A 20,141-nucleotide genomic window follows, 5' to 3' on the forward strand; every position below is an offset into this window, starting at 1 on the left:
TGACCTGACCGCGTATTTCCGGGGCGACGTGGTTCAACTTATTTGAGACAGGACACCTGTCTCAGGGGTTGAACTTAGATGAGACGCGACAGCTGCTTGAGAGTATGGACTCCATGGATAAGTTTGCAGCCAGGAACATAGGTGGATCGGACGCTGTCCTGGAGGTTCGTGTGGAGCTCGTCGGCGGCGTGCCTACAATTTGGCGTCAGTTTGAGATCCTGGGCTCCATGGCTCTGAAACAGGTACACAAGGTCTTGCAGGCAGTCTTTGGCTGGGAGGACGCGCACCTGCACAGGTTCACAACACATGATCCCTTCGCCCCGCTGCGGCCGGTAAACGGCGAGATTCCGGAAGTCCTGCAGTGGCTACCAAGGCAGGAATGCGAAGAACCGGGAGATATGCCTGAAGAGGAGTGCACCCTGGACCAGCTACTCGACCTGAGTTCAGGCGCAGCCTTCTACGAATACGACTTCGGCGACAGCTGGCTGCACCGGATCGAACTGAAGTCCCGTTGGCCAGCAAATGACGACACTCCACCGGCTCTGCTGATTGACGGCGGCCGGCGCGGCCCGCTGGAAGACTCCGGAGGATTTCCCGGCTACGAGGAGATCATGGACGCCCTCGCCGACCCGTCCCATCCTGGCCACGCCGAACGTTCCGCCTGGGTGGCCGGCATGACCGGTTCCGATAAGCCTTTCGACCCTGCATTCCTGGACATCGCGGCAGTGAACCTGGCGCTGGCCGAGGAGTTCTAACCCCCGGATTTTGGGGTGAAAAGGCCCAATCCTTAACGCCAGGCACAGCGCCTTCCATGCACGCCCCCACCCGGTCCTAGCCGCCGCATAATGGACGTTATGTACAGTAATTTAGTTGAAGCTTCAACTAAATTACTGTGATCTGTGTCCTGTCTCAATTTGATTGGCCAGTTTCACAACTTACTTGGCCGCCTAGGGGTTTCTGGGGTTTGTCTCAGTTGACGGGGCCGCGATGGGTGCTGCCCGCGCGATGAGGTCGGCGCCGTAGGCATGAAGGGGACCCGCGCGCTGGCGCGCCTGGACGGGTGAACGCGAATTTCGGCTCTTGAATCGCTCGCCCTTGGTTAGGGGCTTCAGCGCAGGACTTCTCCTCGCGGCAAGCCGCATCGTACGGAATGGCCACTTAAATTGAGACGGTTCCTGCCCGTCCTGTCTCATCCGTGCGCTCTTCAGCTTGCGGAAGGCCCAAGGCCGCCAGAATCCGCTGAACCCGACAACTCGGCTCAGCAGATCCAAGCCACCTCGGGTCCGCGAAAGATTAGAAGTGGTCCCAATGATCCCCACCATGCGAGTCGGGGGGGCGACGGCGAAGGGTGGTGCGCAGTCGGCACACCGCCCTCCGGCCGTCCGAGATCCGTCTGCTCCCGCAATCGGTCCGGCGGGTGCGTTGCAGGCCATGGGACGTCGGGTCGGCGCGGTATTTCGCGGACTGCGCGTCAGCGTTCGCAGCGGCACCCCGACTCGGCCGCGATGCGCGTCCAGGGGTGTCGCCATGCTTTTGGTCAAGCGGCTTGGGAGGGTTTTTCATCGTAGCCTCCGAAATGCTCCGCTGGGTCATCAGGATCACCGCCTTTGGGCAGACCTGGCGTCTTTGCCCGGGCGTCCTTCGCGATCGCGACTCGGAACTGGCCTCCTCGCTTTTGGAGCTCTTCGGAAGCTGGGTTCAGGAGGACATATTTGTCGTTACATACTGTAAAAATTACATAATTTGCAGGAGAGGAGTTGCATTGGATGCAAAAACTCCCACCTGTGTGGCTGAATTGACCGCAGGGCTGCTCGCCGCTTCGTCAAGCGTTGTTAAGTTGCTCAAGCACTGAGCCAAGCACGAGCGCGTCGTTATCTGAAAGTGCGTGCTGGCCATGGAGAACGGCATCCAGATCTGCTCTACCGGCACCGCCGCCCTTTGCTCGAAACATGACCCACAGATATGGCAGGGCGAAATCGCCGTTATCCAAGCCGTCTCGGACCTTCCGTAATACGTCCTCAATATCCACCAGAGCTCCAATCCTCGATTTTGTTTATGCATCGCGCTCAGCCATCGGAGTAATGAGTACGTTCCGGCTACGCGGTGCCTGCACAGCGGCCGGCATTCATCGACCCGAAAATACGGCCGGCAAGCGGTGGCCAGCCCTGTCCCGCGAGGACACTCAGGGTCTGCTACGCCAATGGGCTTCGCAGGGTGACATGACCGCTGGATCGGGAGGACTTCGTCCGAAATCCCCATGTGAGTGAGTACGGACGGTTCGGCGCCGTCCTGGTCCATTGGGCGAAGAGCGCGGGTCAGACCTGCTACAGGGTCAATCGATTATCTGATAGGTGAGTCCCCTGGGAACGGATGTACTGACCTCGATGGTGTAGCGGCCGGCTCCTTTTCTGGTGATCAAGATCCCGTTGCCGGACCCTTGTGCCAGCGGAATAAGCTTGGCTTCAGCGCGGCTGAGGCTCGTGTCCAGCATCCCGGGATCATCGATGGTGATGTGGAGGTTTGAGGATGGCTGCTGCATGATACTCCCTCTTTCGGTGGTGGGGGATCCGCGTGTGCTCTCGGCTGTCGTAAACGGATGAGTTGAGGACTTGTCCGGGCTCCGTGGGAAACGTCCGTGGATAGGAGGATCGAAATTCGAACGCCGATTCGACTCCCGGATGCAGGGGCTCTAGTCATCGCCCACGGAGGACGCAATCGGGAATCGGTCCCGTTCGATCAATGAGTCCGGAGTCTTGTCGATCATGTCAACGACGGAGGAGCCAGGGCGGACCACCCGAGACTGGCGTGGCAGACGGGCGGCCGCGCTCCCCCTTACCAGGCTTGGCTGGCGATCAGCGTTGTCTTAGCCAGCTACTCCATCCATCCAATGCGAGAGTTCGGCTTTATCCGCATATGAGGACTGCGCGCCGCGATGTTCGGCGGCAAATCCTCCCGCCGCGTTGGCCAGGCGCACCGCCAGATTCAGATCGTCACCCAGGGCAAGCCCGTAGGCCAAGGCCCCCGTGAACGCATCTCCACAGCCAGTGGTGTCTACAGCATTGGCTGGGAGGGCGGGAATTTGTTCAACCTTGAACTCCGGGGTACCCGCCTGGACCCGCTGGACGGTCGTGGCTCCGGACGCGCCCAGAGTGACGACCGCGTTGGCCACTCCGCAAGCAATCAGACGATCAGTCAGGGCTGAGAAATCACCGTTACTGAATGGATTCGGTTGGTTGACGAAAAGAGCGGCCTCGCGCTCGTTCATGACCACCACATCGACGAGGCTCAATAGCTCGTCCGGCAAGTCTTTGAACGGGGACAGGTTCAAGATGACCCGAGCTCCAATTCGTCTGGCGGTGAGCGCAGCCTCAAATACGGTTTCCACCGGAGTCTCCAGCGCAAGACAGATCAAATGGCTGCCGGAGATGCCTGCTTCGCCGACGTCGGCTGGCCGCAGCTCGTCGTTGGCCCCGGCGATCACGGTGATCATGTTCTCCCCGTCCGCATCCACGTGGATGATCGCCCGGCCTGTTGGGAAACCGGCAAGCCGTTTGGTAAATCGTGTATCTATCCCGAGGTCCCGGGCGTGCCCCAGGAGGTACTCGGCCCCCGGATCGTCCCCGACAGCCCCAATGAGCCGGACAGCGCCGCCGAGGCGGGCTGCCGCGGCTGCCTGATTGAAGCTCTTCCCACCCGCTGTTTCATCCAGGCCGTAGCCCATCAGCGTCTCGCCTGGTTGCGTAAAACGCTCCACGCGGACATTGGTGTCCAAGTTCAAAGATCCCACCATCGTGATGAGTGTCATTTTGACCTTCCGGGATTTACATATTCGATAACTTACGGATGCGGCGCATCGAGGTCGGACGTGTAGTGGAACCGGACCCGGGTTCCGAGCCAGATGGTCCTCGACGTTTCCACCAACGAGCCGTCCTCCCGCCGGTTGGTGGACCAGTCGATGAAAAGGGGTGCGTCGACGTCGGTCTCCAGCAATTCCGCCTGGACAACACTGGCAAGACCAACTTCAAGAAAGTGGTCCATCCGGAATGAAGCTACGCCCAGGCGCTCCAGAGTCCTCGACAGGGACCCGTCAATCAGGTCGTCACCTTGTTTCAGGGCCGAGATTCCCTCAACGAGCCAAGAGTCCGTCAGGCCAATGGGCCTGTCGTCCACCCGGTGTAGTCTCTTGAAATGCAACCGGTTGGCTGCTTGTTCTTCCTCGGTAAGTCCGCGGGTCAGTTCGTATGGCTCCATTTCGACGGAAGTCTCTTTGACCTGGATCGATTCCGCCCGATGCCCGGCGGCTTGAAAGCGATCACGCCACGGCGCCGTGAGCCCGAGATCGTGCTGCACTAGCTGCGGCCGGTCAGCAACAAACGTGCCTGTCCCCTGCCGTCGTTCCACAAATCCGTGATCCGACAGGCTGGAAAGGGCCTGCCGAACCGTGATCCTACTGACGCCGTATATAGCAGCCAATTCATTCTCCGGCGGGATTTGGGAACCCACTTGTAGGCCCTGGTCGATCAGGGACCTGATGTCTCTTTCAACCTGGGCCCATGCTGGCAACGGAGCCTTTCGGTCGACCATTTTCGCAGCTCGTGCCAGTTGGCTTGTTCCGCTCTCGTTTGCCATTCGTTGCCCCTACTCATCCGGTATCAATGATTTATACATCATAACAATATGACAATCGATATTGGGGCAGGGGGCAACGAGACTTTTAGCCGATCGGCTGCTCATCCAATTTGATGTGACGGGCATCCATGTTCACAGCACCCCCGCGGAATGGCGGGCGGCCCCAGCGGGCTGCGGCACCTTCTGCCGTGAATGTTCCGATGGCTGCGGCGGCAAGATCTGCCAGGACTTCTGAACGGATGTCACCGGATGGGGACAGCACCGCCACCTGTTGCGTTCTCTGGCCAGTGGACGCCAACGCCTCGGCAAGCCGGGAATGCCTGGCCATGCCCTGCCGGCCAACCAGGCTCAGGGCGAGGTATGGCTGCGGTCCAATGAAATAGTCCACGTGACCGCTTTCTTCCAGGGCTACGCTGCGCACCGGCAACCCGCACGCTTCTATCAGCTTGAGCATCCAGAAATCACCGGCGGATCGCATGTCCGGCAGGGTCAGCACGGAGATGCCGCTTGGCGCTTCGGACGGCAGCGCCTCAACAGCGCCAGCAATGATCTGCATGCTCATTTCGAGTATCCGGGCGAGGTCTCTGGTGGCACCTTCTGTGTGGACGCCTGACAACGAGGCCACTCCGAGACCCAGCATCAAGTGCCCTGCACACGGGATGACCTCCGCCAGCTGCAGGCTGGGCACCGGCTGAACTTCATCCGCTGCTTCTGCAAGAGGCGAATCCGGGTTGGAGGTGATGGCTATGGTGCGCATGCCGCTTCGTTGTGCCAAGTGCAGGGCCCGGACAGTTGCGCCCGACGTGCCGGAGTGCGAGATGCCGACCAGGGTATCGCAGGAAGCCGGCAGCGCGTCCGCCCAAGTGATGTCTCCGGATGACATGGCGCGGTGTCCGAAACGGGTCGCGATCATGGCCGATGACAGAGAATCTCCGGATCCGACAAAAACGGCGTTTCCCAAAGGTTTGGTGCCCGGGACGAGCACGACGTCAGCGGCTGCGTTCAGGGCGTCAACGAGAGTGAGAAGGGATTGGTGTTCTGTCATGCCGAATGCTCCTTGATTGCTGTGATTTGGTTGAATGGTGAAGTGATGGGATCCGCCCGGGCAAGTGTTGTCGATCCCCAGCCGGCCACAGCGATGCGTGCCACGCTGACTCCTAACATGGCAGCGGTTACTGCGTCGGCGCCTTTGGCCAAGGCCGCCACGATGGCAGCCGCCGAGGCATCCCCGGCCCCGGTGGTTTCGTGCACCATGGGCGCGGAATCCGACACGCTCCACCGTCCGGAATCGGTGACGACGTACATTCCTTCACGGTCCAGGCGGGCAATGACCGGCGCCGCGAGTGCCTCGGCGATTTTCCGTGCTGCGGTGCGGGGATCCCTGTCAATCAGTGAAAGCTGCACGCGGCTGGGCAGTAAGGCGCAGTTAGGAGGACTGACATCGCGCAAATAGTCCAGGCCCTGCTGCTGGACCAAGACCTGGTCCGGGTCTATTCCGACGATTGTGCCCGAGTTTGCGGGAGGGCGGCTGTGCGGTGCCGAATCCAGGAGTCCTGCCAGGCCCGAGTAGAAGCCCGCTGGGGCGTCACCGTCGCCCGGCGGCAGATCGCCCACGGGGGCGGCAGTTTCCAGCTCGACCGTCCCTTGGGGCGAGGTCGATACGATCCGCCGGCCCTGGCCGGAGTTGAGGATCCAGACACGGGGTATCGACGCGATCCGGCTGCAAAAATCCAAATTAACATCTACCTGGGCAAAAAGAGCCTCGAATCGGTCGTCATCGGCGGGAAGGCCCGCGCAAAGCCGAACGGATGTCCCTTCAATCAGCCTCGCACCGAGAGCCGCATAAAGCCCTGGCCCCCCAAGCTGGTCGAATTGGCCGCCCTGCGGCGCCGTGACCAGATGATCAGTCGAAAGCCCGCCGCGTATGCCTACGTTCACCGTCATGAGAATGACTGGACAGCGTACTGAACCGTGCGGTCCCGCGCACCGTCCAGTTCCAGCAAGTAGATGCCCTGGCTGTGGCCGATGGCGAGCTTGCCTTGAGAAACCGGAAGCTGCAGGGACTGGACTCCGAAAACACATCGGACGTGAGCTGCAGCATCCTGCGGCCCGTCATGCAAGTGAACGAACGGGCGGGTGACCGGGATCTGTTCTTCGATGAAGAGCCTGATGTCCTGGAGCGTCGTCCCGTCGACGCCGGAGTTGAAGATCAGCGTGCAGGTGGTATGCGGAAGAAAGACGTGCAGGAGGCCTTCGCCACTGTCTGTCGGCACGGCGGCCCGGAGCTGTTCCGTCACATCGACGTACGTCACGGGGTTGGCAAAGCCTTGGTCGGGTTTCGTGTTGACCGCAAAGCTATTCCATTTTGCGCTGGTGGTTGACATGGGTTTCCCTTTCGAGAGTTGGTTGGTTTCTTGCGCCATTTCTATAGCGCGCGCACGCTGAAGCCGTCGGCCGTGAGAGTTCCTCTTTCAACGAGGAAACCCGCCCCTCCCCCGTGGCGGCAATCGGTTCTGGCTTCAAGTTCCGTTGCTCCGTTAACGGTGACGCTGAGCTGGTCGCCGACACAGCGGAAGGCCACGTCGTATGTTTCATCCAGGACGTAGCCGAAATCCGTTTCGGCAAGGACTTGCCGCGTTTCATCGAGCTGCCTGATGATCTGCAGTCGCCGGGATCCGGTGAACAAAGCTGCAATGAATCTTCGGTGCCCACGTGCCCGCAAGACCAGCCCGCCGCTGTGGTGAAGGGAGTATTTCAGGTTCGACCGAACTTCATAGTCAATCCATTCCCTCGTTCCGGTGGTGACAACGCCCAGCGTCTCCGGGTGGGACACGGAATAGGTGCTGGCGAAGTCGGCCTCGAAGTTTTTGGCCGAACTCACCCAGGGCGCCAAGCCGCTGGGTTTCGTGTCCCAGATTGAATTGAGGAGGACCCCTCGCTGCTCAAATTGGCGGGGCGCCCCGCGCCAGTCGATCTCGTGGATTCGGATATCGGCCGGTTCCCCGCCGGCCGGCGAGACCTCGATGCCCAAACGGAATGGAACAAGGTTGCCGCACGCGGGTATCTCCCACTCGACCACAGAACCGGCGGTGCCGACTTCGAAGAAGCCACTGTGCTGCGTCTGCAGCCCCTCGTGGTCCGAATACAGCGCGAACAGCCGCACGCTCGCGGACGTGGATGCACTGATTCTGGCGGTCACTTGATCTGTCGGATAGAGACTGGGGCTGGCCACCGTCGAGAAGTTTGTCATCTCATCCAGAGGGTCCAGGAAGGTCGGAGTGGAAAAGCTGGCTACCCCGTTGCCCGTTGCAGGTACGTGAAGTGTCAGTGCATTGACCTGGTCTTCGCTGTTCAGGTTGCGCGCCCACGCGCCGGACCCGCCTTCGAGGTGGGGGCAGACGGTAAATCCGTGCACTGCCCCGGGCATGCGGAAATCAAACCGTGGAATTCTGGGCCCCGTTCCCACCCCCTGCAGTCGACGGGCTGACCGAACAATCCGGTAGGCCTCCAGGGCCGCGTCGGTAATGCTCTCGCCACCGTCCGCGCTGACAACAATCGCCCGGTCGGCGACCGGCTCCCGCAAGTCAGGCACATCCCTGATGGCCTCGATGCCGAGACGGACAGCATTGAGACATCCGATGGTCCCTGCGTTGCTGTCGGTGTCGAATCCCACCGAGGCTGCGATCATGACTGCCTTACGAAAGCTGTCACCCCCCACTCGCAGCGCGGCCAGCGACATTGCCGTGTTCGAGAGTGAGTGGCATGGCCCCGGGTACCGCGCATATCCGTACTTCCGGTCAACCCACTCTCTGACTTCCCGCCAATCGCTTGCTGGCCCCGTGTTCGTATTCACATCGTCAATGAGGATGGAAAGCCTTGAGTCACGTACGAACGGGGCTGCACCGTCGATGAGTGTGTCAAGATCACTCTCGCCAAAGGCGCTGGCGCGCATTGCCGCGAAAAACGCTGCGCAATCGAGGGCAACGCCGTCGTGGCTGACGCTCGAAGCGGCCTTGGTCAGGGCGACCGCACGTTCGGGATCGCCAGGACACATCAGGGCATAGGCATCGGAGAATATTTGTGCCCCGATTTGTTCGGCGAGTGTCTTTCCGTTTCTGCGGACCGACCCGCTTTGCGGGGCACCGACACCGTTTTTCAAGTTGAGAAAGGCTGTATGCTCCGTCGATCGACCGTAGCCTCCCCACCACAAAATGGTGCGGTCCTCAATAATGTAATTCAGCCACGTGTCTCCCACGTCGGCCGGCCGAATGCCCGTGGGTACTTTCGCGTCCTCGACAACGCGGGCAAACGTGAGGGTGCCGGAAATGTCATCGTCGGCAACGATCAGGGGGATTCCGATCAACTTGTTCACGTAGGTGTCCAGTTGACCGAATTGCGCCCGGATGGACGCATAAGGCCATCCTTCAACCGGCCTGCCCAGGTACACACCGATGAGCTTGCCGAGTATGCCGGCGTACACCTTGGATTCATAGGTCGGTGAATGAATGTCGAAGTGTTTCATCCCTTCACCGCCCCGCTGGCCATGCCATCCACAACGTAGCGCTGCAGGGCAATAAATACCGCCAGGATCGGCACGATCAGGATGAGCGCACCGGCCATCATGGTGCCAAGTTGCGTGCTGAACGTTCCATTCATCGTGAGGAAGCCCAGAGTCAAGGTCTGGTGTGCAGGGTTCTGCAGGAACGTCGAGGAGATGAGGAATTCATTCCACGCGTTCAGGCCGACTATCACCCCAACAGTGATGAGTCCGGGACGGACAATTGGCAATAGAACACGTGTCACTAGTTGGAAGGTGTCGACACCGTCCATCAGGGCGGCTTCTTCGAGATCAGCTGGCACGTTGAGGAAAAAAGTTCGCATCAAGAATGTTGCGAACGGAATGTTGATGGCGGCAAGAATGACTCCAACAACAAATACGTTGTCGGTGAGGTTCAGCCAGGCCACTGCAGAGTACAGGGGGAAGATGAACAACTGAATCGGAACAGTCATGGCCATGGTCAGGTACACCATAATAATTGGCCAGGTTCGGACCTTCTTCCCTGCTAGGACGTACCCGGCCAGCGAGGAACATACGAGAACGACAACAATAGTCGTGCCGCTCAGAAGGATGCTGTTGATGAACCCCCTGCCGAATTGGCCGTAGGTCCACGCGGTGACGAAGTTCTCAGAACTGAAGGTACCGGGCAGCGAGAATGGGCTCTTCAGGATTTCATCATTGGTTTTGAAGCTGTTGACCAGCACCAGCAAGAGCGGAATCAGAGCGACCGCCGCGAAGAACGCCAGCACTATGTGCCCGAGTGCTCCCCTCATGAAACGCGTTATCATTTCAGGTCCCTTCGGCTGATCCAGGTGTAAAGACAGGAGGCAAGAAGCCCGAAGAAGCTCATGATGAGACCCACCGCGGCGGCCTTGCCAAATTCAAAGGAGGAAAATGCGAATGCGTAGGCGTAGGTGCCCATGACCTCACTGGAGTGCGCCGGCCCGCCCTGAGTCAGCAGGAAAACGTAGTCAAAGGCCAGGAATGAGAAGATCACGGTCATGACACCCATCAACAGAAGCGTTGGACGGATGCTGGGCAGATAAACATGGCGGAACACTTTCCAGCCGTTGGCGCCGTCCACGATTGCCGCTTCGACCTGGTCGATTGGCGTCTGCCGCATGGCGCCCAGGTATACGACGGTCAGGAATCCCCAAAAGTGCCACATGTCCACACCGGCTGCCGCGTACAAAGACCCGCTCGTGCTGGCCGTAGGCGCTGGCAGTCCCAAGGCACCCACGACTCCGCCGTTCGGATTGTAGATAATGCTCATCCAGATCAGGGCGTTCACTACGGGTGCGAGAACGTATGGCATCAGGTAGATCACCTGATATAAAGTCCGCATCCTCTTCCTCTTGAGCAGAAGAGTGGCCGTTATCAGGCCGATGATTGCCGGGATGGTCAGGAACAGGACGAGCCATTTGAGGTTGTTCATCAGCGAAGTGGCGAACACCGGGTCGGCCAGGATGTCCTGGAAATTCTGCAAACCGACCAGCTTGATGTTCAGGCCGATGCCACTCCAATTAGTGAACGCCAGCAGGAGCGTCAGAATGCCCGGGATGACGACAATCACTATTGAGAGCACTAGCGCAGGCGCGATCAGCAGGTAGCTGATGGCGTTGCGTCGGCGAAACAGGCTCCCCCGAGGGGGCGCGACACTATCGGTCCTCACTCTCTGGCCCTCAGCGATGGTCAGCATTTTTTCTCCTCATTGTGTTGGGTGTGGTGCTGGCCGTTGGCGGCCCGCACCACACCCGTCGGTTTAGCTGCTAGTGCTTCGGTTCCGGAACCGGCGGAACCAGCCCCTGCGCCTTCTCGGTCTTGAAAGTAGAGTCAATGGTGCTGAGGAACTGCGTTGCGCTCGTTTGCCCCAGCCACACCGAGTCGACGTCGCTGAATGCTGTCGCAGTTGCCGGCGGGAAGAATGTGCCGGCGAAGAACCCGTAGTTCCCGTCGTTGACGCCCTGGATCGTATTCTTCATCGCGGTCACAAAAGGCTTGGACAATCCCGTGTAATCATCGGCGTTCAAATCAAAGTTCTTCAACGGCACCGCCCAGTAGCCGGGCCAGGACTTGTTCATGTCCTTGGCAAATGAATCACTCATCATGTAGTCGATGACCTCCGCGGCACCGTCCTTGTTCTTGGAGGCGGCATTGATGGACAGTGAAGCCGTCGTGCCGAGGGTGAAATAGGGTGATGGGAGATCCGGGTTGACCGTCGGAAACGGCATGTACCCAAGATCGTCGGTGTTGCCTTTAGCATCGTTGAAGTAATTGGAGGCGAACTGGAAGGCCAGAGTCGGGCCGATGAAGAACGGTGACTTCTCCTGGCTCAAAAGCTGTACGGACTGGTCGAAGTTCAAGGTCGCATAGTCCTTGCCGCCCAGGTAGCCCTTTTGGTAGAAAGCCGCCGAGTCTTCAACGGACTTCACGATGCTCGGGTCGGTCCACGGAATTTTCCCCTGGAGAGCGTTGTACATCGTCTTTCCGCCGGCAATCTGGGACATGAAGAGGGAAACGTAGTTCTGGTTGACTGGTTTCCAACCCTGATCGCCGGTCACGGAGGAGTACATGCCGGCCGCAGCGGCTTTGTCCATGGCACCAACAAAGTCGGCATAGGTTTTCGGTACCGCCAAGCCCAGCTTGGCCAGAACCTTCTTGTTGTAGAAAACCCCTATGTCTTCAATTGAGTTCGGCAACGAGTAAAGCTTGCCGTTGACAGTCCCCGACTCGTACATCGGGGCCAGGATCCGGTCGGCCCAGCCATATTTTTTCGCATACGGAGTCATGTCTTCAAGCTTGCCCTGGGCCGCGTACGCCGAAGCGAACGCCGGACCCGAACCGTACACGACGTCCGGCCCCTTATCGGCGCTCAGCGCAACCTGAATGTTCTTGTCGACGGCGTTGTTATACGTAACCTCGAGCGTGTACTTGCTCTGCGAATTGTTGAAACCGTCGACCAATACTTTCTGCATGGTCTGCTGCTGCTGCGGCGGAGCGCCCCAGAACCACAGCTGCAGCGTTTGCCGGTCGGCGCCTGCGCTCGGGCTGGCGCCACAGCCGCTCATCGCCAAGGCAGCTGACGCACAAACTGCTGCAACAACCAGCCGCATCCTTCTTCGATTCATGACTAATTTCCTTGTCTTTTGTCTATCGGTCGACTAGCAATCCCCCGGAAATGGTTTGGTTGTATTGACACTATAACCTTAGGACTTATGTGTCAACGGTCACTCCAATGCGGTGCGCGTCACTCCGCCGTCTTGATCTCATCCATGCGTGCGAGCTCGTAAAGTCCCTCGAGCGCGATCTCAATCCCAAATCCATGCCCGGCGCCGGCCGCAAAAGTCCGGTCGGCGATAACATTGTCGGCAACTGAACAGACCGAGCCGCCCCGCTTTCCGAACAGCTGTGCAAGGGTGACAATCGCGGCCGATTCGCGGTCGCCATTGAGAACCCCGGCTCGGGCCCAGGTTTCCAGAATGTCCATGTGCCACGGCTGGAAATACCCGCCCACTGACGGGCGCCCAACACCACAGAAATCGCTGTCACTCGAACGCGTGATTCCCAGATGGTGGGGATGCCCAAGCCGCTTCGCGGATTTGGCCATTGCGGCAACAACGTCATAGGAAGCAACAGCAGGATAGGAAGCGGGGATGTAGGCGCGGGTCATGCCCTCATCCCTGACGACGCCGGTCGAAATGACGACATCGCCCGGTTCAACCCGGGGGTGGATTCCCCCGGAACCGCCAACGCGCACAAAAGTGTCAGCAGGGGTGAATTCCAGGAGTTCATGCATGATCAACTCCGCTTCGGGCGATCCGCTCCCCCCGGAGACGACGGTCACCCCGACGCCCTTGTAGAAGCCGGTCCATGTACTGAACATCCCGGATGTCCCGACCGGTTCAGCGTCATCGAGCTGGCGTGCAATTTGCGCGGCAGGGTCGTCGTCGTATGCGCACAGCGGATCACGGACGGTAAGCAACACATACCGGGCAACTTTTCCCACGTCGATCTGGGAAAGAGCGGGCCTGCCATTGACCAGCAGACCGCGTCGGGGAACGTTGGCGGAATACTTGTATGTGTCATACAGGGCGGACGATTCCCAGTCTTTTGTCATTGCAACTACCTCTTCACTTCATTGATTGATAACTGATACTTGCTTTGCAACCGCAGCAACCCGCTGTCGCAGAACTGCGTCGACCCGGGGCGCCCCGTATTGCGAGACAACCGCGCTGGCAGCGGCAGTTGCGACGCGGGCTGCCGCGACACCGTCCCCCGACCGCGCATAGGCTGCCAGGTATGCGCCTGAATAGCTGTTTCCACCTCCGGTTGGGTCTACTGCGACCGTTGGTGCGACACCAATGTTCCGTGCGCTGGAGCCTTCGATCAGGATCGAACCTTTCGCTCCGCACCGAAGAACAACCGGAACCCCGGCTCCCCCGAGTGCGCGGACTGCCGTTTGCAGGTCAGAGGCACCCAGGAGTTCGGCGGCCTCCATCCGGTTGATTGAGAACACGTCAACAAGCCCCAGGCGCTCCCTGACCACCGGCCACAACCTGGGGAGGCAGGCATCCCGGGAAATCTCCCACATGATGGGCCCACTGAATGTGCCGCGGAATGATTCCACGGCGCGCCAATAGCTGCCCTCGAGATCGTGGAATAGGTAGACGCCAGCCAGCTCGGATGCCGGGTATGGAATATTGGCCGGCAGCGGAGTGTGTGCGTTGAAGTGTTCCAGGCCAAACAGGGAGGTCTCGATTCGGTCCCCGTTGGCCAAGTACTCGATGCGGGTGTGCGGCCCGTATTCGCCGACGGAGAAGAGTCCCGCGGTATCGATCTCACGGTTGGCAAACCAATCCGACAGAACCGGCCGGTCGACGGCACCGCTTCCGGAGACGATCAAAGAAGAGCCAGCGACCCCGGCGATGCTCGCACCCACGGCCGCGAACGCACCCGCGCCACCGATCTCGACCACAATATCGGAGGAATCGGGGTCGACAATCTCGTCCATGACGACGTGTGAAAGAACTGCAATCTTGCCACCCACTTGGACTCCCAAAGCCAGCGTGGTTGCCTTCGGGGTGAAGGCTTCCCACCTAGTCATCTTGTTGTTATGCTCACCATACAGCTTCGATGATCGCTAGTCACTCATCGCTTGAAAGCTAGGAAAGGAATTACTTCATGACCAACATCCTCATTGACACCGACCCAGGCATGGACGACGCCTTGGCCCTAGCCTTGGCTCTTAAATCGGATGCGTTGGAGGTGCGGGCCATCACGGCCGTCACCGGCAACCTCCCTTCCGACCGCTCCTTGGCGAACGTGCTGAAGGTCCTTGATCTCCTAGGCAGCGGTCCGATTCCGGTGGCTCAGGGCCCACTGGTCCCTCGTGGCGGGAACTACCCGTCCGATCCCTTCTCGCACGGCTCCGACGGCCTGGCGGAGTCCCACTTCCCGGATTCAGGGCGGGCCGTGGATCCACGATCCGCTGCACAGCTAATCGTCGACACCGTCAACGCCCACGCCGGCGACATCTCCCTTTGCTGCCTCGGACCGCTGACCAACATTGCGGCTGCTTTGGAGATTGACTCCGAACTACCCAAAAAGGTCAGCAAGATTGTGGTGACCGGCGGTTCTTTCGGCGTCACCCCATACGCCTGGTCCCAAGCCACCGGGGACAACCCGGTCAGTGAATGGAACATCTTCGTCGACCCGGAATCAGCCCAGTTGGTATTCCGTGCCGGGTTCGACTTGTTGGCTGTAGGACTTGATGTGTCCACACATCCCGCAATCAACTTCCGCCCCCACGACATGGCCGTGTTGAGGGCTTCACCCCGCTCGGAGGCCCAGCTCGCAGCCCGCATCGTCGATTTCGTTGAATCACGCGGTTACCAGTCGTATTGCTCTTTGATTGACAGCGCCGTCGTGGCCACGCTTATCGATCCCACGCTAGTCGAACCCGAAACGGTGAAATGCGATGTGGAAACTCTTGGGGAACTGACCCGCGGGATGACCGTCGTTGATCGGCGCATGCACCACCAGTTGACGTCGCTGCCGACCATCGACATCGCCGCTTCCTTTGACTACGAGCGCTTTTTGGACATCGTCACGAAGGGACTGTGCAAGTGACGTCCTCGGCAACCCGGGTCGGGGGCGCCTCTCTCAGCTTCGGCTTGCCGTTTTGTGAACTTCACGTCCATCTCGAGGGGACGCTCGAACCGGAGATGATCTTCAGTCTCGCGACTCGGAACGAATTTGAGATGCCCTACTCCGGAATTTCGGATCTGCGGCGCCGCTACGAATTCGCAGACCTGCAGTCTTTTTTGGACCTGTATTACGACAACATGACGGTTCTGCAAACCGAACGGGACTTTTTTGACCTGGCGCTCGGCTTCCTGGCCCGCGCGCACGAAGGCGGGGTGCGCCACGTAGAAATGTTCTTGGATCCGCAGGCGCACTCTGCCAGGGGAATTCCCGTGGAAAGGGTTCTAGCCGGGGCACACAAGGCCAAGCTAGAGGCTCAACGCGAATTTGGGATTACGGCGGAAATCATCGTGTGCGTCCTGCGGGACCAACCGGTCCGTTCCGCTCACGAGATGCTCGAGTCGGTGTTGCTGAGCGGCGTTCCTGTTGCTGGAATAGGCCTGGACTCGGCCGAAATCGGCTATCCTCCCCGGCTGTTTAGGGACGTGTTCAGCGCGGCCCGGGATGCCGGACTGCGCTGCGTGGCCCACGCCGGTGAAGAAGGTCCGCCCGATTACATCTGGCAGGCGCTTGATGTTCTAGGGGCGGAGAGAATTGATCACGGTGTCCGATGCCTGGAGGACGTCTCTCTTGTGGCAAGGCTGGCTGCCGACCAGATTCCGTTGACCGTCTGCCCGATGTCCAACGAACGTCTCCGGGTGGTGGACTCGGTGGCTGACATTCCGTTGCGCCAAATGCTTGAGCACGGCCTGCTGGTGACGCTGAACTCCGATGACCCTGCCTACTTTGGCGGCTACCTCGAGGATAACCTTCAGGCATGCATTGCTGCCTTTGGATTCAACCGTAGGGATCTGAACGTTTTTGCCGGTAATTCGATCAAAGCTTCTTTTGCATCGAATGAGCGCAAAGCACAGCTGCTAGAAGAACTGGACTAGCGGGGGTCGCACGGCAGGTCTTCGCTGGGCGGGGTGCGCTGCGCTGATAATTTCCCTGCGCAACCGAGCATGACCCGCCTTCGTGTATCGAACTTGGTTGCCTCTCCTGGGTTGACCGCGTACATCGCGGCAATCCAAGCCTGGCCGATGGTGGACATGAACGCAGTCGTCTCACTCATTGATACCTCGTTCATTGTCAAAATCGCGAGAACTCGCCCGCAGCGCCACGCCGCCACGGTCGAGCAGGCCCCGCCCACACTGCCGGGCCTCCGGTGAAGGATCTGACGGGCTGACCAGCCGATGTCCTATCTTGGCGATCACTTCTCCAGCAACGAAAGCCGCCCGGTGAACTTTTGGACGCATGGCGGAACTGATTGATCAACCCAACTCGAATTGCGCCTTGAGGAGATTGATGGCAACGGCTATTCATCCAGGAGATGCACTCTCCCGCCGTCAACGGATGGTCTATGTCTTGGTCCTGGGGGCCTTGACCGCGCTTGGCCCCTTTACGATCGACCTGTACCTGCCAGCCTTCCCAGCCCTTGCGCGGGACTTTGAAGTCTCAGTGTCGGCCATTCAGCTCACGTTGACCGGAACGACAGTGGGCTTTGCTGCCGGGCAACTCCTTGTGGGGCCGTGGAGCGACCACGTCGGTCGCCGTCTACCGCTGGCAGGTGCAACGCTCCTGCACATCCTCGCAAGCGTGGGCGCAGCGATATCGCCAACCATTTTCTGGCTGGCTACGGCCCGGGTCGTGCAAGGTGTGGGAGCAGCAGCAGGTGTTGTGGTGGCGCTAGCCATGGTCCGTGACCTGTTCGGCGGGCAGCCTATGGTGCGGATGCTCTCCCGCCTCGCTCTGGTCAGCGGCCTGGCACCCATTGCTGCTCCCGTTCTCGGATCACAACTACTGCGGTTCGTCGATTGGCGCGGAATCTTCTGGTTCCTTGCCGCGTATGGAGTCGCCGTACTCATCGCGGTTTCCCTATGGATTGTTGAAACTCTGCCACCACAGCGCCGCCACCTCGCCGGCTGGGACGCAGCCTGGAATCGATGCCGCTTGGTCCTTGGGGATCGCGCATTTCTTGGGCTCGCCGTCATTGGTGGAATGAACTTCACGGCACTGTTCGCGTATCTGGCCTCCAGCCCGTTCCTCTTTCAGAACGTATACGGATTCACCGCGCAACAGTACGGTTTTTTATTCGCCGTCAATTCAGTGGGGGTCGTGATTGGAATACAGTCGGCAGCGTTTCTAATCAGGAGCATCGGTCCCCAATGGATTCTGGCGTTCGCCATCCCGGCAATGATCACTTCTGCCGTTCTAATAACCTTACTGTCCGGCCTCGGAACAGGCCCGTGGGGCACACTCGTACCGCTGTTCGCGTTTATCGTCTCCGGAGGCTTCTGCGTCCCTTGTATCCAAGTGCTCGCCCTCACAAACCACGCGGGACAAAGCGGCACGGCCGCATCTGTGCTCGGCGTAATTAATTTCGGACTCGCCGGCGTGATCTCCCCCGTGGTCGGAGCCTTCGGGACCAGCAACGCCATTGCCATGGGCGTTGTCATGGCAATGGCGGCAATGGTGGCGTTAGCGACACTTTGGGCCGTGGTACGGCCCGGCAAAATATTGTCGCTGAGCGTCCAAAGCCCGTGATTTGGCCCTGAGTCTTCATGGGACCGTCGTCCTCGGGGTCTGTTTAGGAGCTGGAGGGGGCTCTGAGCTTTAAGAGACGGTTCTTCCGCCGAGCTAAGGAGCAGCATCAGCCCCTCAGCGCTTCCGACCGGAACCCGGTTGGTGCGGTTAACGCGGAGCGTTCGATCTCGAAGAAAGCAGGTCGACGTTGTAGCGTCGGCGCCGACGTCGAAGTGCACCTGGGGGCTGACGATGACGAAGGAAGAGCTGGGCCCGAGTTCGGGGCGGGTTTCGGTGACGCGGCTGGCCAGAGCGTTTCCAGTTCCTGTTCGGCGACACCGGAGAAGCTGAGGAACTCGAAGTTGTATGGGTCCTTTGCGATCTGGCTTGGCGAGCTCCGAGTCCTGCGCAACAAGCTGTTGCGCAAAGCTCGACGGGGCTGCGCCGGTCGCCTCCAGGGTCTTTCATGATTATGTTCATACGCACACTCCGCGACCATCCGCACTTCACGGTTGCGGCAGCGTACCTATCACGTTTTTCCTGGCTGGAAAGTTTGTCCAGTAAGGCTGTGACGTGGCCCCACGACAATTGCTCAACGGCTTGCTCAATTGGAGCGGCGACCTAGGCACAGCAAATGTGGTCATGTACTGAAGGCGCCGCGCGGAAAATCCCTTCATGTCCGAAATTCGGCACGCAGGTCCCCGCCAGTCGCCGCACGACACTGCTCCCCCACACGTTCTGATCTTGCCGGGTGAGGAGGTCGCGGTCGATGGACCGGTAAAGTTCTTAAGCGCCTTCACTTTGTCAATAAGCGACCGATAGGTGTGACAGATTCCTGGTTGGCCGGAAAGGCGGCCTAGGCACTGCGGGGCGGCCAGCTCGTGGACGGCTCCGTCTCGAAGAGCCTCGAGGCGGCAGGTATCGTTCCAGATCAGGTCGATCATTTCCGGGAAGTACGGTCCGTGAATAGCAGCGAAATCGTCCTTCTGGACACGGGCATCGCTTCGCAGGTGTTTGTCGTTTGGTCTATCAGCCGGACGGCAGCCCAGTGAGCATCATCGTTGTCGTCGGGCCGCCGGGTTAGCGCCCGCCGGTCATTTCAGGCCAACCACAGGTCTGTAACGCTTCTCAGAACCGGTCGTTGTCGGTACCTGGTCAAAGTATTGAAGTATTCAGCTCTGTCGCGTTGCTGCCGACGTAAGGAATGCTTGCTGCTGGCGGCTTCGCAGGCCCGGCTACCGGGGCAGCTTCCTGTTCGCGTTAGTTCTAGTGGAATGCGAATTCGCCGGTCCCCTCATCCCCAGCCTCCCTGCCGTTCTGGCCGGTTGCCAGGGCTTAGTGTCAGCTCCCTACCTCCAGAACCCCTCATGAGCCGCGGCGGCCTCGTCTTCGAGGAGCGGTCCAACGACGGCGATCATTCGCTGGCCACGGGAGACAACATCGCGGCAGGGCAAGCTCAAGGTGGGGTTGTCAGGATCGTTACCGGTCAGCGACAGCAGCCGACGCTCCGAAAGGGCATAGACGATGCGTCCCACTCCGGTCCAGTAGGCCGCTCCGCTGCACATAGCGCACGGTTCCGCGCTTGTGTATAGGGTTGCCGCCGCCATGCCTTCCACGCCGAGGACACCGAAGGCGGCAGCTGCGGCGCGCAGCTCGGCATGCTGAGTAGGGTCCCCCGCCGGTGGCATCGAGTTGTTGCCCGCGCGTGCGACCACGTTTCCGGAGGCATCGACCACAATGGAACCAAACGGGTGGCGGCCTCGCTCCTTTGCCTTCCCGGCCTCTGCGATGGCCGCGCGAAGGAAGGACAGCTCATCCTCCGTCAATGTTTCGTGCCCGAGTCCCGTCAGTTCGTCGGCTTCAAGGCTCGGGGCTGCGGAATGCGGGCCTTCCCATTCGGTGTCGGGTCCTTCGCGGGGGCTTCTCGGGAGGGGAGGGCACATGTTTCCTGATCCTTTGCTACTAGCGTTGAATGGTTGCACCTTTGGCGTCCGGTTACTTCCATCATGGAAGGAATTTCTTAACCCCAGGATCTCGAAGCGATCGTCGTGGACAAGGGGTTCGCTCCCTGCTGTTGGTACCCTTCACTGACCATCCGCGGATTGACCATAGCGACCATAGCTGGGGCGCGGATCTGGTTGACGGACCCGGCTGCGGGGCCGCACGTTGTGAAGTCATGCCGTGC

19 protein-coding genes are annotated in these 20,141 nt (G+C 59.8%); 4 read left to right on the forward strand and 15 right to left on the reverse strand.

The genetic code is table 11. The annotated features are described in order from the left end of the window. Positions 1-113 precede the first annotated feature (113 nt). Positions 114-755: a plasmid pRiA4b ORF-3 family protein gene (locus QRN52_RS00005; RefSeq protein WP_284750761.1), complete on the forward strand. Its 642-nt coding sequence runs from the start codon at positions 114-116 to the stop codon at positions 753-755. Positions 756-1,822: 1,067 nt separating this feature from the next. Here the strand turns inward: QRN52_RS00005 and QRN52_RS00010 are convergent. The 13 genes from QRN52_RS00010 to QRN52_RS00070 form a co-directional block, all read right to left on the reverse strand. Then, the gene (locus QRN52_RS00010; protein WP_284750762.1) at positions 1,823-2,029 is read right to left on the reverse strand and encodes a hypothetical protein; all 207 of its coding nucleotides are present in this window, start codon (positions 2,027-2,029) and stop codon (positions 1,823-1,825) included. 303 nt (positions 2,030-2,332) lie between these two features. Further along, a complete protein-coding gene (locus QRN52_RS00015) occupies positions 2,333-2,539 on the reverse strand; it encodes a hypothetical protein (protein WP_284750763.1) in 207 nt (68 codons plus the stop codon). A gap of 324 nt (positions 2,540-2,863) precedes the next feature. Next, positions 2,864-3,805 carry a ribokinase gene (locus tag QRN52_RS00020; RefSeq protein ID WP_284750764.1) on the reverse strand — a complete coding sequence of 314 codons (942 nt, stop codon included), beginning with the start codon at positions 3,803-3,805 and terminating at the stop codon, positions 2,864-2,866. A gap of 32 nt (positions 3,806-3,837) precedes the next feature. Continuing rightward, on the reverse strand, positions 3,838-4,629 hold the full coding sequence (locus tag QRN52_RS00025; protein ID WP_350225113.1) for a GntR family transcriptional regulator: 792 nt from the start codon (positions 4,627-4,629) through the stop codon (positions 3,838-3,840). Positions 4,630-4,714: 85 nt separating this feature from the next. Beyond that, on the reverse strand, positions 4,715-5,674 hold the full coding sequence (locus tag QRN52_RS00030; RefSeq protein WP_284750765.1) for an SIS domain-containing protein: 960 nt from the start codon (positions 5,672-5,674) through the stop codon (positions 4,715-4,717). After that, the gene (locus QRN52_RS00035; protein ID WP_284750766.1) at positions 5,671-6,573 is read right to left on the reverse strand and encodes a PfkB family carbohydrate kinase; all 903 of its coding nucleotides are present in this window, start codon (positions 6,571-6,573) and stop codon (positions 5,671-5,673) included. The genes QRN52_RS00030 and QRN52_RS00035 overlap by 4 nt, the downstream gene beginning before the upstream one ends. Next, entirely contained in the window at positions 6,570-7,013 is a 444-nt protein-coding gene (locus QRN52_RS00040) for a secondary thiamine-phosphate synthase enzyme YjbQ (RefSeq protein ID WP_284750767.1), read from the reverse strand. The genes QRN52_RS00035 and QRN52_RS00040 overlap by 4 nt, the downstream gene beginning before the upstream one ends. A 41-nt stretch (positions 7,014-7,054) precedes the next feature. Beyond that, positions 7,055-9,151 carry an ADP-ribosylglycohydrolase family protein gene (locus tag QRN52_RS00045; protein WP_284750768.1) on the reverse strand — a complete coding sequence of 699 codons (2,097 nt, stop codon included), beginning with the start codon at positions 9,149-9,151 and terminating at the stop codon, positions 7,055-7,057. Continuing rightward, complete coding sequence (locus QRN52_RS00050) at positions 9,148-9,960, reverse strand: carbohydrate ABC transporter permease (protein WP_284750769.1); 813 nt, start codon at positions 9,958-9,960, stop codon at positions 9,148-9,150. The genes QRN52_RS00045 and QRN52_RS00050 overlap by 4 nt, the downstream gene beginning before the upstream one ends. 11 nt (positions 9,961-9,971) lie before the next feature. Continuing rightward, positions 9,972-10,886, reverse strand: a complete 915-nt coding sequence (locus tag QRN52_RS00055; RefSeq protein WP_284750770.1) for a carbohydrate ABC transporter permease — start codon at positions 10,884-10,886, stop codon at positions 9,972-9,974. A 70-nt stretch (positions 10,887-10,956) separates the two neighbouring features. Next, on the reverse strand, positions 10,957-12,315 hold the full coding sequence (locus QRN52_RS00060) for an ABC transporter substrate-binding protein (RefSeq protein ID WP_284750771.1): 1,359 nt from the start codon (positions 12,313-12,315) through the stop codon (positions 10,957-10,959). Positions 12,316-12,434: 119 nt separating this feature from the next. Then, positions 12,435-13,304, reverse strand: coding sequence for a nucleoside phosphorylase (locus QRN52_RS00065; protein WP_284750772.1), 870 nt, complete (start codon positions 13,302-13,304; stop codon positions 12,435-12,437). Positions 13,305-13,322: 18 nt separating this feature from the next. Further along, positions 13,323-14,291: a PfkB family carbohydrate kinase gene (locus QRN52_RS00070; protein ID WP_284750773.1), complete on the reverse strand. Its 969-nt coding sequence runs from the start codon at positions 14,289-14,291 to the stop codon at positions 13,323-13,325. 77 nt (positions 14,292-14,368) lie between these two features. On the opposite strand from QRN52_RS00070, the gene QRN52_RS00075 reads away from it, so the two are divergent. Both QRN52_RS00075 and QRN52_RS00080 read left to right on the forward strand, forming a co-directional pair. Further along, the gene (locus tag QRN52_RS00075; RefSeq protein WP_284750774.1) at positions 14,369-15,316 is read left to right on the forward strand and encodes a nucleoside hydrolase; all 948 of its coding nucleotides are present in this window, start codon (positions 14,369-14,371) and stop codon (positions 15,314-15,316) included. Continuing rightward, positions 15,313-16,326 carry an adenosine deaminase gene (locus tag QRN52_RS00080; protein WP_284750775.1) on the forward strand — a complete coding sequence of 338 codons (1,014 nt, stop codon included), beginning with the start codon at positions 15,313-15,315 and terminating at the stop codon, positions 16,324-16,326. The genes QRN52_RS00075 and QRN52_RS00080 overlap by 4 nt, the downstream gene beginning before the upstream one ends. Here the strand turns inward: QRN52_RS00080 and QRN52_RS00085 are convergent. Further along, on the reverse strand, positions 16,323-16,505 hold the full coding sequence (locus QRN52_RS00085; protein ID WP_284750776.1) for a hypothetical protein: 183 nt from the start codon (positions 16,503-16,505) through the stop codon (positions 16,323-16,325). The genes QRN52_RS00080 and QRN52_RS00085 overlap by 4 nt on opposite strands. Positions 16,506-16,738: 233 nt before the next feature. Here QRN52_RS00085 and QRN52_RS00090 point away from each other — a divergent pair, with 233 nt between their 5' ends. After that, positions 16,739-17,977: a multidrug effflux MFS transporter gene (locus QRN52_RS00090; RefSeq protein ID WP_284750777.1), complete on the forward strand. Its 1,239-nt coding sequence runs from the start codon at positions 16,739-16,741 to the stop codon at positions 17,975-17,977. Between the two features lie 1,328 nt (positions 17,978-19,305). Here QRN52_RS00090 and QRN52_RS00095 read toward each other — a convergent pair. Continuing rightward, the gene (locus tag QRN52_RS00095) at positions 19,306-19,899 is read right to left on the reverse strand and encodes a nucleoside deaminase (protein ID WP_284750778.1); all 594 of its coding nucleotides are present in this window, start codon (positions 19,897-19,899) and stop codon (positions 19,306-19,308) included. Positions 19,900-20,141 lie beyond the last annotated feature (242 nt).

It is taken from the genome of Arthrobacter sp. efr-133-R2A-120, from assembly GCF_030209835.1.
In the GTDB taxonomy this organism is placed as follows: domain Bacteria; phylum Actinomycetota; class Actinomycetes; order Actinomycetales; family Micrococcaceae; genus Arthrobacter.